This window comes from uncultured Fibrobacter sp. (assembly GCF_937877005.1).
In the GTDB taxonomy this organism is placed as follows: domain Bacteria; phylum Fibrobacterota; class Fibrobacteria; order Fibrobacterales; family Fibrobacteraceae; genus Fibrobacter.
Genome location: NZ_CALEFV010000118.1, coordinates 1 through 16,839, shown reverse-complemented (window position 1 = coordinate 16,839; position 16,839 = coordinate 1). Strand labels below are relative to the sequence as shown.

9 protein-coding genes are annotated in these 16,839 nt (G+C 51.5%); 6 read left to right on the top strand and 3 right to left on the bottom strand.

Translation table 11 applies throughout. The features are described from left to right. The first annotated feature begins 462 nt into the window (after positions 1 to 462). From Q0628_RS05745 to Q0628_RS05735, 3 genes are all read left to right on the top strand, one after another. A complete protein-coding gene (locus Q0628_RS05745) occupies positions 463 to 2,100 on the top strand; it encodes a fumarate hydratase (protein WP_072812275.1) in 1,638 nt (545 codons plus the stop codon). Between the two features lie 156 nt (positions 2,101 to 2,256). Continuing rightward, positions 2,257 to 3,111: a TIGR02147 family protein gene (locus tag Q0628_RS05740; RefSeq protein WP_298769016.1), complete on the top strand. Its 855-nt coding sequence runs from the start codon at positions 2,257 to 2,259 to the stop codon at positions 3,109 to 3,111. After that, entirely contained in the window at positions 3,108 to 4,316 is a 1,209-nt protein-coding gene (locus Q0628_RS05735; protein ID WP_298769014.1) for a hypothetical protein, read from the top strand. Before Q0628_RS05740 ends, Q0628_RS05735 begins: the two co-directional genes overlap by 4 nt. On the opposite strand, the gene Q0628_RS05730 is transcribed toward Q0628_RS05735, so the two are convergent. Next, entirely contained in the window at positions 4,309 to 4,860 is a 552-nt protein-coding gene (locus Q0628_RS05730) for a pseudouridine synthase (RefSeq protein ID WP_298769013.1), read from the bottom strand. The genes Q0628_RS05735 and Q0628_RS05730 overlap by 8 nt on opposite strands. Before the next feature lie 53 nt (positions 4,861 to 4,913). Between Q0628_RS05730 and Q0628_RS05725 the strand changes: the two genes are divergently transcribed. The 3 genes from Q0628_RS05725 (at position 4,914) to Q0628_RS05715 (ending at position 8,919) form a co-directional block, all read left to right on the top strand. Next, positions 4,914 to 5,954, top strand: coding sequence for a CofH family radical SAM protein (locus Q0628_RS05725; protein WP_298769010.1), 1,041 nt, complete (start codon positions 4,914 to 4,916; stop codon positions 5,952 to 5,954). 371 nt (positions 5,955 to 6,325) lie between these two features. After that, entirely contained in the window at positions 6,326 to 8,140 is a 1,815-nt protein-coding gene (locus tag Q0628_RS05720) for a BatD family protein (protein WP_298769008.1), read from the top strand. An 11-nt stretch (positions 8,141 to 8,151) separates the two neighbouring features. After that, the gene (locus Q0628_RS05715) at positions 8,152 to 8,919 is read left to right on the top strand and encodes a tetratricopeptide repeat protein (protein WP_298769006.1); all 768 of its coding nucleotides are present in this window, start codon (positions 8,152 to 8,154) and stop codon (positions 8,917 to 8,919) included. Positions 8,920 to 8,921: 2 nt separating this feature from the next. Here the strand turns inward: Q0628_RS05715 and mnmA are convergent, their stop codons facing one another. Next, positions 8,922 to 10,001, bottom strand: coding sequence for a tRNA 2-thiouridine(34) synthase MnmA (gene mnmA, locus Q0628_RS05710; protein WP_298769002.1), 1,080 nt, complete (start codon positions 9,999 to 10,001; stop codon positions 8,922 to 8,924). Beyond that, positions 10,001 to 16,828, bottom strand: a complete 6,828-nt coding sequence (gene sprA, locus Q0628_RS05705; protein WP_298769000.1) for a cell surface protein SprA — start codon at positions 16,826 to 16,828, stop codon at positions 10,001 to 10,003. Before sprA ends, mnmA begins: the two co-directional genes overlap by 1 nt. Between the last annotated feature and the right edge of the window lie 11 nt (positions 16,829 to 16,839).

Here is a 16,839-nt window from a genome sequence, read left to right as displayed (position 1 = left end):
GCAGGAGCCGGAGCAGCAGCGGCAGGGGCCGGGGCGGCAGCCGGAGCAGCAGCGGCAGGGGCGGCAGCAGGGGCAGCGGCGGGCTTCGCGGCTTCAGCAGCAAAAGCAACGGCAGAGGCAAGCATGGTTGCCAGCATGAGATTCTTGATCTTCATAGTAATCCTCGTTAGATAAAATTTCTACGATGTAAAAAATAGCACAAAATTTGACCGATTGCCAATTTTTTTACAAAAAAAGTTCAAATTGTCACCTTTTTTCGTCCATTCATCGGCATTTTGCATTTTTTTCGCACATCGTCAGGGGTAAAAGCACTCCATTCAGACAGAAATTTAAGACCAAAACCGCTAGAAATTTTAAATTACACACATAAAAAACAATGTGAGATATGTGATGTGCAATTAGTCATTCCACATTACACACCTTTCACTAACCCTTGATTCTAACCTTAACCCCTAATTAACTATGGCATTCAAATACGAAGCAACCGTCCAGCACGGTGAAGATACTACCGAATACGTGAACCTCGGTAAAGACGGCGTTTCCGTCGCCGAATTCGAAGGCAAGAAGATTCTGAAGGTCGCCCCCGAGGCGCTTACCAAGATCGCCCAGGCCGCCTTTGAAGAAGTCGAATTCTGCCTGCGTCCGGCCCACACGGCGAAGGTCGCAAAGATTTTGCAGGACCCGGAAGCTTCGGACAACGACAAGTTCGTGGCCCTCACCATGCTCAAGAACGCCTGCGTTGCCGCAAAGGGCATTCTCCCGTTCTGCCAGGACACCGGTACCGCAATCTGCGTTGCCCACAAGGGCCAGCAGGTGTGGACGGGCTTTGACGATGCCGAAGCGATTTCCGAAGGTATCTACAACGCCTACACCACCAAGAACCTGCGCTACAGCCAGATTGCACCGCTTACCATGTACGAAGAAAAGAACACCGGTTGCAACCTGCCTGCCCAGATCGACATCCACGCCGAAGAAGGCGCCGAGATGAAGTTCCTCTTTGTGGCCAAGGGCGGTGGCTCTGCCAACAAGACTTACTACTGGCCCATGACCAAGGCGCTCCTCAACCCGAAGTCCTTGGAAAAGTTCCTCGCCGAAAAGGTGAAGACCTTGGGTACAGCAGCTTGCCCTCCGTACCACCTCGCGATTGTGATTGGCGGTACCTCTGCCGAAATGAACACGCACATGGTGAAGCTCGCTAGCTGCGGATACCTCGATGATATTCCGACCACGGGTTCCGAAGGCGGCCGCATTTTCCGCGACCTCGAAATGGAAGAAAAGGTTCTGCACATCTGCCAGAAGACAGGCATTGGCGCCCAGTTCGGCGGCAAGTACCTGGTGCACGACGTTCGCGTGATTCGCGCTCCGCGTCATGCCGCAAGCTGCCCGGTTTCTATCGGCGTTAGCTGCTCTGCCGACCGCAACATCAAGGCAAAGATTGACGAGAACGGCCTCTGGCTCGAAAAGATGGAACACCATCCGGAAAACTACATTCCGGCAGGCAACGCCGTGAACCTCGCTCCGGCTGTGGAAATCGACCTCGACCGCCCCATGAAGGAAGTGCTCGCCGACCTCACCAAGTATCCGGTGAAGACCCGCCTCAGCCTCAAGGGCACCATGATTGTGGCCCGCGACATGGCCCACGCGAAGATCGCAGAAATCTTCGACAAGCAGGAACGTGGCGAAGAACTCACCGACGAAGAAAAGACCGTGCTCAAGGTCGTGTCTGACCACCCGATTTACTATGCCGGCCCGGCCAAGACTCCGGCTGGCATGCCGACGGGTAGCTTCGGCCCGACGACCGCCAACCGCATGGACCCGTACGTGATGCGCTTCCAGAGCAAGGGCGCTTCGATGATCATGGTCGCGAAGGGCAACCGCAGCCAGGACGTGACCGACGCCTGCAAGAAGTACGGTGGATTCTTCCTCGGCTCTATCGGCGGTCCGGCAGCCATTCTCGCTGAACAGAACATCCTTTCGAACGACATCGTGGCCTTCCCGGAACTCGGCATGGAAGCCATCCGCAAGATCACCATCAAGGACTTCCCCGCCTTTATCTTGGTCGACGATAAGGGAAATAATTTCTTTGAAGGATTAATTTAGTAAGCAGTTGGCAGTAGGCAGTTGGCAGTGATGCTACTGCCTGCCACAATCAAAATTCCCGTCGGAACAACCGGCGGGATTTTTCTATTGTATTTTTATCAAAGGGGAGTCGTTCTTTTTTGTCTTTTTCTGCAAAGAAAAGGTTATTTTATAGATATGCTCAACATTGACGAAATTAGCGACTACAGGGATTTGCTCAAGAATTACTATACCCAGCGCAAGCTGGATATGCCGCTGTATTCGTACAAGATGATGGGCCAGAAACTCGGGCTCGAGACAAGTCAGATGTTCCGCGTGCTGAATAAGGAACTACACCTGCCGAACCGCAGCATCCCGCTAGCAAAGGACCTTTTAGACCTGAAGGGACGCAGCGCTGAGATTTTTGAAATCCTGGTGGCGGCATCCAAGACGAAGTCACCCGCAAAGAAGGAAAAACTCTACAAGATGACGCTTTCGCTCCAGGACGTGGACCTGAGAAAATTCAACGCCAGCGAGTATCTCTTCCTTAGCAAGTGGTGGATTCCCGTCGTACGCGCCCTTATCGAAATGAATGGCGGACACGCCGAGGTCTCGCGTCTGGTGAAGCAGATTTCTCCGAGCGTCTCGGAAGACCAGGTCCGCGAAGCCATAAAGGTTCTCAAGAATCTGAAGCTCATAACGCCGCTCGCATCGGAACGATATGCCGCAACGACAGTCAACTTTACCTCGGCAGGTTCAGCGACTAAGACGGCTGCAATCCGCAGCTACCAAAACCAGCTATTGGCTCTGGCACAAAACGCCTTGGTTTCCGTAGAGCCTGCCAAACGAAACATTTCATCGTTACTCGTCGGCGTCGATGAAGACTGTTTTTCCGATTTGAATGAAATGACTCTCGAATTCAGGCGCCAAGTGCAAAAAAGAGTCGGCGAGGTGAAGGAACCGAACAGGGCGATGCAATTCATCTTTGCCCTGTACCCGGTAGCCGAAGTGCCAAACAGCCAACAAGTCAAAAAAGAGGTGACCAAAAGATGAACAGGTTTCTTTTACTTTTCGTACTTGTTGCACTCTGGGCCTGCTCCAAGGATTCCGAAGTTGCAGGCATCAGTACCGTTGAAACGGAGAACGCCTACCTGATTCAGATCGTCCGAGAAGATTCCACGCCTGCGGCGAATGCGATTGCCCGCATGCGATCGGTGAACCATGTTCACGCCTTTGACGAAAAATCTGCAAAGACGGATTTCTACGCGGAATACATGACCGATTCCCTGGGATATTTCCGCATGGACAGCCTCTCCGTAGACGAGGCGACTATTGAAATTGTAGACAGAGGTGCAGGCCTTTTCAGAAAAATCCTGGCCGAAGACGTGCAGAATGGCGATTCGGCGATATTCGTCTTGCAGAAGACGGGCAACCTGAGCGGCAAGGTGTACCTGCCAGAAGGTGTAGATTTTGCCTGGATTCAAGTGTACGGTACCGACCGTCTTGTAAAAACTGACAGCGAGGGTTTTTACGAAATTGATTCCTTACCACCATTTGAATACGACATGCGTATCACTATTGGCGACAGCGTTGTCGAGCAGTCTGCAGAAATCAAGACAGGTGAGGCGGCTTCCGCGAACATTTGCACTTTCGAACCCGACTCGGTCAAGGTACTTGACTTTGAATCGGCAAGCGCCCAATTCACAATCAAGGAACTCGGCATCAGCGAAACGGGCTACATGTCTTCTACCGACACAAGCGTCAAGACAACTCCCGAAGTCGAAACCATTCCCGAGACCCGCAAAGACCTCTCGGAATTCATTGTCGAAGCGGGCGCCGACCGCAAAGGGAACGCCATTTATTGGGAAACTTCGGCAGCCAAGCGTGGTTCCTGGTCGTTCTACGGAATCTGGATTTGCAAAGAAGAATCGCCCTGCGATGTGTCCGCAACCGATTCTATCGTTTACTACGCTCGCGGCAAGGGTGTCATCTCGATCATTCTGGAAACCTTGGGCGAATCGAACACCGAAGGCAAGACACTCGCCTACGATACGCTCAAGACGAGTGACGAATGGCAGCGCCGCGTTATAAAGCCAGAAAACTTCAAGCCGCGCGACGACTTGTACGGCAACCTCGGCTGGGAAGTCATTAGCAAGTCCGTGACGACGATTTCGATCGCCGCCTACGATAGCACGGAATTCTGGATTGACGATGTCGTATTCTATGGCGTAAAACCTAGCGACTTTACAGCTAAATAACCTTTTCCGTAACAACTCGCCACTCGCCCGGCCTTAAGGCGCCGAGCGGAATGTTGCCGATTTGCACGCGGACCAGGCGGAGCGTCGGAAAGCCCACTGCCGCCGTCATGTGACGGACTTGTCGGTTTTTGCCCTCGATGAGCGTCAGGCGTACCCAACTGGTAGGAATATTCGCACGGAATCGCACCGGCGGATTGCGAGGCCAAAGCCAATCGGGTTCCTCGGCAATTTCTGCCTTGCAGGGCTTGGTGTGGTAACCCCTGATGTCTACGCCTTTAGCGAGTTTGCGTACAGCATCTTCGGTAATTTGTCCGTCGACTTGCGCGAGGTAAGTGCGCGGGTGTTCAAATTTCGGATCAAGAAGTTTCTTGATTAACTTGCCATTATCCGTCAGCAGGAGCGCACCCTCGCTGTCATGATCCAAGCGCCCCGCCGCATAGACTCCCGACGGAAAGTTGAATGTGTCGAGAGCGGTGTGTTCAGATTCTGACGTGAACTGGCTCAGGACTCCATAGGGCTTGTTAAACAGGATAACAGTAGACATCGGTCTAATTTTAGAAATTTTCGGCAGAAGCATCTCAAATTTTTGTATCTTCTATGACAATGAATTCCTTGTTGTTCAAAGCTGTTGAAGGAAAACGCCTCACACCGGCGGAAGCCCTCGACATATTGAAAAACGCTTCCTGGACTGACGTCGTTGAGGCTGGCAACACCGTACGTCACCGTCTGAATCCGGGCAACAAAGTCGGCTACACCGCTTTCCGAATCGTGAACTATACAAATGTCTGCGAAATTACCTGCAGTTTTTGCAGCTTCTGCAGGCCCGCCCACAGTAGCGAAGCCTACGTGCTTAGTCTAGACGAAATCCGCCAGAAGACGAACGAAGCCAAGGCCAAAGGCGCCGACCAGATATTTTTGCAGGGCGGAGTCAACAAGGATATTCCCCTCAACTACTATGTCGATGTCCTGAAAATGCTCACTCGCGAACTCGGCGTGAAAGTCCGCGGATTCTCTCCGGTCGAGCTCAAGCGTATCGCCGAGTTCAACAACATGACCCTTGACGAGCTGCTCGACATTCTCAAGGAGGCTGGCCTAAGTTCCGTACCGGGTGCCGGAGCCGAGATTCTCTCCGACCGCATGCGCCAATTGCTCAGCCCGAAAAAGCTCCCCGCCCAAGTCTGGTGCGGCACGCTCGCCACCTGCCACAGGAAAGGCCTCCCCGGTAGCGCAAATATAGTCTTCGGCAGCATCGAAACACCCGAAGAAATCATAGAACATCTAGACTACGTGCGCAAGACACAGGACATCGCTCAGGGATTCAAGAGCTTCGTCGTCTGGACTTTCCAGCCTCAGACAGACAAGTTCCCGATTCGACATGTACGCGGCGACGAATACCTCAAGCTTCTCGCTCTTTCCCGATTGTACCTTGACAATATCCCGCATATCGAGGTGTCGCTCCTTGGCATGGGGCTCTCGCTAGGAGAACTCGGGCTTCATAGCGGCGCCGATGACATCAACAGCATCGTCATCGAAGAAAACGTGCTACAGAACCACGGCCTCACCACCATCGAGGCTGCAGAAGAATTTATCCGGAACGCCGGCTTTACCCCCTACCGCCGCTCCTTAAATTTCGACTAAAGCCCCTTCATTCCACATCGCTCATTCCTAATAAAAAACACCGCTCAGCTTATTCAGCTTAGCGGCTATCACTAGAGAGAGTAAAAAAAACGTGGCGGCGGATTAGGCGCGCTTGGCGTACTTCTTGAAGCTCTTGACCAGCAGGGCGGCGAGAATGCAGTACATGTGACTCCTTTTATCCTTGAAATTTGGCGTTTTATCGCCTTTTTATAACAGCGCGCCAATTTTAACAAAATTTTACTAACATGTCAAGAGTAAAAAGGATATATTAATGTATTTGTTTCTTACTTTTTTTACTTATCCACCTACAGCCTAAATTTCGCCGCCAGCAGTATTTGTCTTTTCTGGCGTTTTTTGGTAAATTTAGGCCTATGAAACGGATTATCTTTTTGAGTCTCGCCCTGGCACTTTACGCCTTCGCACGGCCCTCCCTGCAACTTGACCGGGAACGCGTCGAATCGGGCAAGACCTTCGGATTGCAACTCGTATTTCCCTTGACAGAACTCCCCGAAAACAGAGGCGCCCTTTCTATTGAAACCGCTAACGGATTTACCCTTGTCGGAGTCGACAGTACCGACCAGGTCATGCGCCCCGATATCGAGGACATGTTCAATTCCTTTTTCGGTGGCGGCCGCAACCGCAGCGGCTACAAGGCGCGCGTATACACCTTCAGGCTGAAAGCCCCCAAAAAGACAGGCCGTATCAACATCGGCCAGATATTCCTCGACATTGACGGACAAAAGCGCAACATCACCGGCGACATTCCCATCAACGTTCAGCGCGCCTACTCCGATGAAGCTCTCACCGTAAGCCTCACGCCGAGCAAGCGCAGCGTATACGAAGGCGAACAATTCTCGGTAACGCTCGGTTTCCACACTTACGAGCATTTTGAAGGCGGCCTGCAGGCCACCGACATGAACACGGGCAATGACTTTATCGTACACCGCAGCGACCTCGCCAACATGAAATTCGAACCGGCCGACAACAACCGTCGCGAATTGCAGGCGAGCGCCAAATTTGCCTGGCTCTCCCCGACCAAGAGCGGGAACCTTCAAATTCCACCGTTCAAGTTCAAGTACACCAAGCGCGGCGAGCCCAAGGTCGTCGAAGAGAACAAGCAGATGGGCGGCATGTCCTTCTCCAGCCGAACAGTCAAGCAGGAATCCATCGAAGCCGAAGCCTCTTCTCCCACAGTCAATATCCCGGTCAAGCCCCTTCCCCCCGAAGGCAAGCCCGCCGATTTCAGCGGAATGGTCGGTAGCTACAGCTTTGCTGCCGACTTCGATCGCACCAGTCTGAAGGTGGGCGAAGCCATGACACTTTCCATCAACATCAAGGGCGATGGACTTCCGGGTTCCATTGCCGACCCCAAGCTTCCTGACTTCAGCGAATTCCGTTCGGTACCTCCCGAAAACGATATCAACAAGAAAATCGTCGGGAACAAGGTCATCACGACCAAGAATATCCGCGTATTCCTTTATCCCAAGAAGAAGGGCGAATTCGCGATTCCCGAAATCACCTATTCCTGGTTCAATCCTACCAAGAAGAAATACGAAACAGCCAAGGCCGGCCCATGGAACATTGTTGTCGAAAAAGGTGACGCCAGCGCCGAAGCCATTTTCCAGGCTCCAGCCGCTCAGGGACCTGCCATGGTCCAGAAGCAAGAAATCGAGTCGCTCGGTTCGGACATCCGCTTCATTCACAAGGTGAACGACTCCGCAAACAGCATCGCCCCCTACAAGGACATCCTATACTGGGCCCTTTTTGCAGCGGCCATTCCATTCTACTTGATCGTTACCTTTATCGTCCGTAGCCGCCGCAAGCACAACAGCAACGCCGCCCTGATTCGCAAGGACAAAGCAGACAAGATGCTCAAGGCCCGCTTTGCCGATGCACGAAAAGCGCTTCAAAAAGGCGACGCCAAGGCACTCTATGCCGCACTCGAAAACGGCCTCGTCAATTACCTAAGTGACAAGACGAACCTGGAATTCAAAGGCATGACTCGCCCGCAAATGAAGGAGGAACTGGCGAAGCTCGGAATGAAGGACGAAACCATCGCCGCCATCGACAGCTGGCTCGACAAATGCGCTTTCGCTCGTTTTGCTCCGGTGAATCCCTCCACAGAAGAACAGAAACAGATGTTGAACGATATCGAAAAACTTTGCGAACTAATAGGTAGACGGTAGGAAGAATTACGATGAACACGCTTAGAAACATTCTTTTTATCTTCGTGATCGCATTCGCGACGGTAAGCTTTGCTGCAGAGCACTGTAACGGTATCGAAGCAGGCGTCAAGGCATACAATGACGGCGACTTTGACCGCGCCATCGACGAATGGCGCACCTGCGTCGACAACGGCACCGAAAACGCCGACCTTTACTACAACTTGGCAAACGCCTACTTTAGAAACGGGAAGCTCGGCTTTGCCATTTACTATTACAAGTCGGCACTCCGCCTCGCTCCTAGTAGCGACGACATTCAGCACAATCTCAAGTACGCAGAGGCCATGACCCGCGACAAGGTGGATGAAGACGGCGAAGAAAACCCGCTTCTTTCAGGACTTTTCAAGGTTCATCATGCGCTTTCCCTAAAAGTGCAAATGTGGACGATTCTCGGAATCTTTTGGGCGATAACTTTACTCGCCGTCGCAAGACGCATCAGCCGAAGCGGCAAGGCCAAGAACCTCCTGACTGGAGCAGCATTCGCTTTCTCCTGTTTTTTCTGCATCATCGCGATGAGCGCCGGCTATAAGATTTTTGTCACTGAAACCGAAATTACGGGGGTCGTCACGGCCGCCGATGCCGACGTGACAAGCGCCCCTAGCGACAAGTCGCAGACGCTCAATACGCTTTCCGAAGGAACGAGCTTCGAAGTCCTGAGCGAACAAGGTAACTTCGTCGAAATCCGCCTAGGCGAGAAAGTCCGCGGATTCGTAAAACAGTCCGATGTCGGAATTGTGAAATAATCCTAACGGATCCAGCCGCCACCCACTACCATATCGCCGTCATAAAAGACAGCGCACTGACCGGGCGTTACGGCGAATAACGGTTGTGCAAATTGCGCAAGTGCGCAGTTGTCTTCCAGAATCTTGACCAGGCACCTGACAGCACGCTGACGGTAGCGAACCATCCCTTCGCATTCGAAGGTGTCTCCCGCAGCATAAGCAACACCTGTCACCGGGTTAATGCCATGCCACACGCAGTTATCGATACGGACTTCAGTGGCAGAAACCGCCGACTTATCTGCGGTCACCAGAATATCGCCCGTTTCCGGATTCACGCTTTGCACGAACGCGGGGACGCCCAGCGCAACGCCAAGCCCCTTGCGTTGCCCCACCGTGTACTTGTGAAAGCCGTCATGCGTATTCCACACCTTGCCACTTTCATCGACAAATCGGCCCGGGCGAGTCATTCTCCCAAAGCGGTCTTGCAAGAAGGCTGTATAATCGTCGCCATAAATGTCAAAGCAAATATCCTGACTATCGCTCGTGCTCGCGTTTTCGAAGCCATGCTTCGAAGCCAAAGCCCGCACGTCGGGCTTTTCCATGCCCCCGAGTGGGGTCATGACGCGAGCAAGCGCCTCGTCTGGCACACCGAACAAAAAGTAGCTCTGGTCCTTGGCGCAGTCCTTCCCTTTGAAAAGCCTACGTACGCCATTGACCTCTTTCACTTCTACGTAATGCCCCGTCGACAGGAAATCGGCTCCATGTTCCTGGGCGAAATCCATCATCCAGCCAAATTTCACGAATCGGTTACAATAGCAGCATGGATTCGGTGTACGCGCTATCGCAAAATCGTCATGACAGCGCTTGAGCACACGGTCCGTAAATGCGTCATCACACACCGCCACGTAATGCTCTATGCCGAGCTTTTCCGCAACGGCACGGGCGCGTAACACGCTTTCATCCTGTTCGGGGTCGTAGGTACCGGCCAATGGCGGCAGAACACGCAGGGTCACGCCAAATACGTCATACCCCTGTTCCAATAATAGAAGTGCTGCCACCGACGAGTCAACACCCCCGCTCATGCCCACCGCGACTCTAGCCACTAATTAAACCTCAGCATCAAGGCAATTTCGAACTGCAGAATCTGACGCAAGTGCGGCGTTTCGTCATCGAGTTTTTCATGGATTTGTCGATATTCAATATAGGAGCTCATCGAGGCAATCTTGTTGAACTGGTAACCCGCGCTCGGGCGAACAAACCATTCATGCGTGCGCGAGGGAACAGTCCGATCCGTCAAAGACAACTTCGGCTTATATGCAGTCGGCTGCCAATCTCCAAAATCCCATTCCCTAAAGACTCCGTCGGTACCGCTTTCCTTATTCCACATGTCGTAACCTTCGTCAGGATCGTATTCCTTACGAATCGTCTTCTTATAGTCGTAACCGGCCGTAAACTTGAGGTCAATGGAATTCTTGAACTTGAAGAACCACTTGAAGAACTTCAAGGCCTTGTCGAGCTTTAACGGATAGGTAATCGTAAAATCATCGCCGATGTTGAACATGAAATCATTATACAGCGAAGTATGGATCCACGGAGTTTCCCAGTAATAATCCGTCGTATCGCGGCTATTGCTGACCGAGTCGGGCCACGTGGTAATGCCAATCACTTCTTCCTTCGGACGGCGGTCCGTATCCTCGATTTTCATGCGAACGCTATTTTCAATACGCATGTTATTCTGCAGCAAGAACGTGACGCGGATTAGCGGATTAAAGTTTATACTCTGCGACCAGGAATCTTCTGCACTCTGGAACGGATGAACCGTCGTCGTGTAGGCGTAATCGAAACGGTGATATGTGGATACGCTGCGGAAGGAATTCAGGAACGACACGCGCTGCGAGAAATTCGGCACCGTCACGCCGACACCAATCTTCGGCCAAACCGTAGTCGTATCAAGGTACATCGGATACTCTCTGGACTGCGAGAAATCTTCTTTCCACTGCAGATCACCCGTTACGCCGATATCCCAAATCGGAAGTGTAATTCCCGATCCTACCTGGAACTGACGAGATACAGAATGGCGGAAATTGCCTTGGTAAACGAGCGTATCGACATGATGGTTCCTGTATTGAGCAAAACGCTTGTAATCATCGCGGTGGTCAAGCCCCATATCGCCCGTAACAATATTGTAGAAGCCGCGATTACGATAGCCGTTACCAAGTCCAAGGCCATATAGGTAATATTGCATCGGCGTCACGCCCTGTTCTTCGTACAACTGGGCAAGGGTAAAGTTTTCACCGACTGTATTGGTGCTCGCCGTCCAGTTGAAACGGACCTCACGCCACTTGACCTTTTCAAAGGCACTCGCCACCACATTGCCCTTACCGAATGAATTCGCCAGATCGAGGACCTTTAAGGACGGCGAAAATTCAAAACGGTTGGTCTGAGAAATCGTCCAGTAATTCTTTTCTACAGCAGTTTCGTCCATGAAGTTGAAATCATCCGGAATCGTCTTCTGCTGGTTAAAATCAGAACTGAAATTCGTCGTAAACGGAATGAACGGAATAAGCTTCGGATTAAAGCCAATCTTGAACTGCTGAGAACGGGCTCGTTCATTGCGGAGAATACCATAAGAGCGGCCATACTCCCTATGACCAACGCTATCCACCTTGTAGAACACCGTCGTATCGTACATAATCATATAGGATTCGGGGTTCTGCATGTCAATGGCAAGCGTATCGCCATTATCAGAAACTCTCGGAATAGTATCGTACGGGATTGCCACCACGCTGTCGCCAGACACATAGACCCTACGATCGGTATGGTCATAGTCAAAGATATAATCGCTAGCAAATAGTCCGCCATCGCGCGAAGTGAAGAAATTTTCCTTCACGAAAGCTTCGCGGTCACCACCACCATACATATCACGTTTGATGTTCAAAGAATAGCTGGTCGTAAGGAACGACAGAATGTTCCAACGCATGTTCAGCTTATGATTCAATTCCGTCGTATACGTGACGATTTTGTCAACCTGCGGTTTCACATAATCCGGATCGCGGTTCTGGTTCACATAGCGAACATAGTTCAAGTCGAAAAGCGTAAGGTCAAATGTCTGCGGCCAAGGTTCAAATTCCGTCTTGGATAGTGGTTTCAGCCAGTCGTATTTCGAGAGACCTTCCATCGGTCTAAACTTGAACAAGCTAAAAGTTCCCAAACGGTATTCTATTATCGTATGGTAGGAATAGGACGAGTCAGCCGACGTTGTCGCACGTCCTTCCGATTCGTTGTATGAATAACTGAATGCCGGACGATCGAGGAAAATCTGCGACATGACTTCACCGAGCTTGGAATCATGCGCATGATAATCCTTGCGGTAACTGATGCCGAAAGACTTGTCGCGCACATAGGACTGATAGCCCTTAGATTCCGCATCATCGCGCAAGCCCTGTTCTTCCTTGTCCGAGCCCACCTCAAGCTTGTTCTGGAACATGTCACCAGTCAAGTCCACGAAACTGCTACGCTTGAGTTCCATATCATCGGTCGGTTTCATGTAGGGGCGTTTTGTCGAAGTGTGGTATCCCAAAGAAAGCGGAATATGGAATCCGGCACTATCATTGAGGAACTTGTTCAAGTTCATCGTGAAGTCGCTAGCCACGTCCAACTGCGACGCCGCTTCAGAAGCCTTCGGCTTCGGCGAACCATTCGAAGTCGAAAGCGTCGCAAATGCACCATCCTGGTATCGCACTGTACCAGACAACGAAATGAAGTCTGCAAAATTTACCTGACCTCCCACACGGGCCGCATATCCCCATTCGGTATCCATATCGGAAAGGCGCAAGTCATTGATCCAGAATTCGCCTTTCAGATCTTCTGCCGAGGCGGAAGAATCCGCAATAATCACAAAGCGCATCCAGTCAATACTCGTAATCGAGGGATTACCCACCAAGCGCAGTTTTTCTTCACGTTCGCCGCCCAGGTCCTTTTCCACTGCACTCAGGTAAGGCGGGCGGCGGCCACGCTTCAGATCAGAGAAATCAGAGACATTCATCGCAAAGGCATTGTCGAGCCAGTTGCGTTCGTGACTATCCTGTTCACGTTCGCCATCCTTGCGAGTCAAATTTACCGGACGGAAGCTCCATTCGTAGTAATCGCTAGAACCTTCTAGCGAACCTTCACCGAACTGTATCGCGAAACGAACCGGCACCGATGTCGCATCGGTCTCATAGTGGATTTCCATCATGATAGAACGATATGACGAGAAATCCTTCACATCCGTTTCAAAAATTCTCGTCACACCGACTTCCTGACCGGGACTCATGTTATGATAATTCAGTACAAGAGCCGTTTCCTTCAGCGGAGCATTCGTATCGGAATCACGCTCTGTCGTCGTATTCGGGGACTTGTGATACTTATTAGCATCTTCGCGGTTATTAATCGTTGTCACGCTAATATAGGTCGTATCACTTGCAGAAACCGATTCCGTCACCTTTGTCGGGACACCATTCACTTCCACGATCTGGGAATTTTCTGTCGAGGAGGTCCTGTACATATCGGCGACAGTCGTTTCTTCCCAGGCATTCCCAACCACTGCCAAATTCACAATCTGAACCTTGGCTTCGGCAACGCCATTGTTCAAGCGGCCCATCCACAGCCTACTGAACTGCGCTTCGGAAAGGATTGTCCGATAATCACCACCCGTCGGCGAAACGATCGTATCGTACTGATTCAGCGGAATGCGCCACTTGCGCCATCCATTCTTCAGCACTTCGAAATGGAGAGGATCCTCGTCCGAAAGGTCAATGCGATAACGCACGAAGCTAATGTCCGTATCAAGCGACCCATTCTTGTTGATATCTTCCGTATCGTAGGAACGCTCACCCGAGTTCTTTTCGGTACCGTTAATAGCTACCGGTGGATCACTTTCGTCATCCAAGTCTTCGTCAAAATTATCACGTGCGATATCCGTAGAAGAAGCATCCGTATTCAGCGTACTGTAGATAGACGATTCGCAACCCGACACACGGCAGTCCCACACCTGACGAGTTTCATCGGAACCGCTAGCATTGTCCAAGCCCTTGTCATGCAGGGCTGTCGTCGTTCCAAGATCGTTTTCACCATCGTACATCCCATTCGGCTTATAACCATTGATAGCAAGGTCTTCACTCACCAAGCCGAGATCAAGGTATATGGAGCCCACATTACCACGAGCAACCACTTCAATATACTTCATGTCGCTCAAATCCTGGTAGTAGCTGCTATTCGGACGCATGATACCACCCCAGGAATTTCCAGACAGATTATCATTGGCACGCAAGGTCATCTTGAGCACTGTCAAGTGCTGGTTATCCACATCGGAATTGCCCACCGACGGGTAGATGTTCTTGTAAAGTTCCGTATTGTTGCTGTGCCAGATAAACTCACCCTGGTGCTTGTAATCCTGGCTCTCGATGTAAGTTGTCAAATTTGACTCCACACCGCCCGGAGGCGATGCATGGTACCACGAGAGCCTGGACAAAGGATAAGTCAGGCCCGACGTGGTCGCCTCAAAGTCTTCGACCAACGCCGAATTGGCATCGCTCGTATTCGCATTGTGACGGCTAGCGGCAAATTCCGCTTCAAAGCGCCAAGAAGACTGCGCCGTAGTATTGATTCCCGGGATCATGTTCACTAGATCTGTCAGTGCCCCCACGGAATCCTGCAAGCGGAGGTTCATTCCCCAGAGCACGCTGGAATATGGTTCGTTACCGAGCGTCGGTGTTGTTGCCGTCGTACTCTGGCTCTTGTAAAGGGCGGTGATGCCAAACACCGAACCTGCGCCCATGCCATACAGGTCGAGCGGAAGCTCCGCACGGGCGCCCAGCAAAAGCTTGTTGTCTATTTCAAACAGTGGTTCGCATTCATAACTCACCTTGATATCCTTGTTCGGATCAAGGGCTCGTTCACTCAGAAGTTCGATCTGGCCAAGTTCGTAGTTGACTTCATAGTCGGTGCCGCGAATAAGGGTTGTAGACCCCGCAGTCACCTTTTCGGTTCCCGGTGAAATATCCATACAGGAACTTCCGCTCACCGAATAACTGGAACTCGGGTCTCGCACACTAAGAATGGAATTACGACGTTTTCCAACCGACTCGAAATAGAAGCGGTTCGTGTATCGGGAAAGATTGTAGACCGGCAATGTATACAACTGAGCCATCGCAGCAGTCGAGTCCAAGTTGCGCAAAGGTTCCAAACAGTTCTGCCGAGCCTTTTCGGTCGCATTGGGTCCGGAATATTCCGAAAGCGGCTTACAAGGCAACCACATTTCACCGGTATAGTTGCCCGCAGCGTCTTTCTTAAAGATCGTCGCATCACTTGTCAAAGGCGTTCCCGTTGTCGTATCCACGAGACCAAGTGTCTTCAGGAACGACCCCGAAATTCCAGTCTTGTTCTTCATGCGCAGCACAAAATTCGACGAGCTCGCTTCCGAAATGCCAATAGAATAAACGTTACGGAGCATGAGCTTGTCTATATCCGTCAGCTCCGAAAGCGACGCATCCCACTGGATGAGCACAACCTTCGCCCCATTCTTAATAGTCGATCCAGTTCTGCCCGTGGGATCATTGCTCCAGCTTGCAGCCAACAGGGTGTTACGATTTACTCCGTTGACTTTCAGGATTCCCGTCTTGGAATCGTAGGAAAACTCACTACTCGGAATTTCCACCATGCGGTCTACCGTTTTCTCAATAGTCCTACCGGTTGGCGTAATGTAAACCACCGTCACATTGTCAATGACGCCCGTCGTAGTATTCGTGGCACTGCGCTTATACAGTTTCAAGTTGGTCGCCGGGTAACTCGAGGTCGTCCGTCCGGCAATAGCCGCATTGATATAAGCATCCCTCGCCTTCTGTGTCAGGAAGTAATAACGGTACGCAAGGAATTGTTTGTCCAGAATCTGGAACTCCGTCGTCGATTCGCTCGCCTTCAGACTATACTCTTCCTGATCTCCACCATCCTGCGACGCAATTGTCGTGAGCCTCCAGTCGCCCAGTTTCCAGTCGGCCTTGATACCGAACAGGCCCTGGTGGTTCTCGGAATAACCCGTAAGTTCCGTACCCGTCAAAGCGAGGTTCGTGGTACCGGCTTCTACGCGCTGTAGAATGTAGTCTTCAAATTCGTCCTTGTAAGATTCTTCGTAAACCACGCGCACCTGATTGCGGGCACCGAGGCCTTCTTCCACGTTGTTAATTTCAACCGTAATGTAAGGACCAATCTTACCCTTCACCATGAAGTTCGGCGTATAATTCAATGTGGGACTCGGCCACAGGCTCGTATTGGTACTCCCCTCGGCATCGTCCTTTTCACCATAACCCTTCAAGCGAATATCCATCGTACCCTGCAGCATGAGCTTCGGCTTGTCGAGACCGAAATCACGCATCCATGCAGGCATCGTCACGGGAATCGTAATGTCAAAAACCGAACCGGTCTCGGGAGTCTCGTAACCATCGTTCGACTTTCCGACCAAGTCATTCAACCACAGGCTCTTCTGCCCGACACTGTACATGTCGGACACGTAGTCGGCAAGTTCGGGGTAGTGCGCGGTCCAAAGCGTAGTCGTGTCGCGCGAAACGGAGTTTACGCGTTTTTCGCTCACATCCATTTCACGGGTCGAAACATCGATATCGTGACTAAACACCTGCCCCTTGGAATTATTCATGAGGCGGGGTGACGACCCGATGCCACCAAACGGCAGAAGACCATTCAGGGGATTCACCGATGGTGGAAGTTCAATATACTGGTATGTAGGCTGCCATTCCGTTTCTGCAGGATCCGGTTCCGTAACCTCGGCGTCTGACGCAGAAACAACCGAAACAGAGTCGCTCTGGGACCAGGCGATTCCTACGGCAAGGGCGACAGTCGCCACCGGCCACAAGCGTTTTAGACCTTCAAAAAACACAGTTTCCTTAT